Below are 1,577 nucleotides of genomic sequence, written 5' to 3'. Positions count from 1 at the left end.
CTTGATTTTTAACCTGTGCGGCGCGGCCGTGGGGTCTTCGATTTTGTTGGTTTTCGGTTGCTGGTGCTGGGTTTTGTGCTGGTGACGATGTGGACGTCGTGGCGGCTGGCTGGACGTTGGTTGCGGTGTCCGGGTGGCCGTCCGGGACCTGGCCGTGAGGGTTTCGGTGCGCTGGCGGGGATGCCGGCTTTGCCGCGCAGGTTCCGAAACCCGCGTCGGACGCGGGCCGGGCTGAGCCGGTCGGCTGGCGGCTGTCGTTCCCAAGGCCGTCGTAGGTCAGCAACGGCGGTGCGGGCGAGGCGGAGTTGGGTGTAGGCGGCCAGCACGAGCCAGGTCCAGCGGTCTGCGGCGTGCGGGTCACGCAGTTTCGGGGTGGTCCAGCCGAGGGTCTGTTTGAGCATGCGGAAGGTGTGCTCGATGTCGAAACGACGCAGAAATGCCTGCCAGAGCAGGTCGACGTCGGTGGCGGTGGCGTCGGGTTGCGAGCACCACAGCCAGACCGGTTTCGCGGTCGCGCCGGATGGGAGCCGGTCGACGGTCAGCAGGATGACGGTGCCTTCGATGATCGGCAGGGTGCCGGTGTGTTCGACCCAGGCGGTGCGGTGGGTCAGCCTAGGGTGCAGCCGATGCCAGGCCCGGGCGGTCGCGGTGCCGTAGAGGCGGGTGTCGGTGACGGTCGCCGTGTCCGGGTCGCCCCAGCTGGTCGGGTCACCGAAGACGAATTCGCCGCCGTGCCGGCGCGGGCGGCCGTTGCCGGTAGGGGTGGCCGGGGCCCGCCGGCGCAGGACCCGGTCGGAACGCATCCGCACCAGCATCTTCACCGGCAGGTCAGCGAGCAGGAACGCCAGCCTCGGGCCGTCGTAGCCAGCGTCCGCAACGATCCACATGTCCTGATCGCCGGGTTGCCACTGCCCGGCCGCGATGAGCCGCTCGACAACGTCGCGCAACTGGCCCGCGGTGACGGTGGCCGCGTCGAGGCCCGGCGCGAGCCGGCGGACATCCAGCGGCGCGGTCCACGAACTGCGACCCGTCTCCAGGGCGGTGACCAGCGAATACGGCCAGCCCGGCACCATGATGTGGGTGTCCTTGCCCCGGCCGTAGGTGTGGCAGAGCACGCGTTGCGGGCTGGTGTGTGCCTCCGGGCGCAGCCAGCAGGTCACGTCCACCGCGAGCACGATCCGCCCGTCCGCGGCCCGCGGCACTGGCACCGCGGCCAGGCTCGTCTTCAACGCCTCGACGTCGATGCGGCCCCGGTTCAGCGCCGCATACAACGAGCCGTGACCCCGCCGATGCTCACCGGCAACAGACAGTTCCACCAGCGAACGCACCGGCCCGTCGGCGCATAACAACGCCTCGGTCAACTCGAACAACGCGTCGGCCCGCGCGGTCAGACACCGGTGAAACGCCTTCCGAAACCCGGCCAGCCGCCCGACGATGTCGCCCGGAACGTCATCATGCACACTGATCACCAGACAGCCCTTGGTTTGGATCTTTCTCCCTAGACAAGAGAAATGATCAATCAAGGGCTGTTCCCATGATCAGTCGGGGTCGACGCCACCCGGCCACAGGTTAAAGCT

Annotated in this window: 1 protein-coding gene; it reads right to left on the bottom strand. The window is 68.5% G+C overall.

All coding sequences use genetic code 11. From position 1 onward, the window contains the following. Positions 1-8: 8 nt before the first annotated feature. Complete coding sequence (locus Air01nite_RS40815; protein ID WP_203708903.1) at positions 9-1,469, bottom strand: NF041680 family putative transposase; 1,461 nt, start codon at positions 1,467-1,469, stop codon at positions 9-11. Positions 1,470-1,577: the final 108 nt, after the last annotated feature.

Origin of the sequence: Asanoa iriomotensis (assembly GCF_016862515.1) — a bacterium.
GTDB lineage: Bacteria > Actinomycetota > Actinomycetes > Mycobacteriales > Micromonosporaceae > Asanoa > Asanoa iriomotensis.
This window is presented reverse-complemented; position numbering and strand designations above follow the sequence as displayed.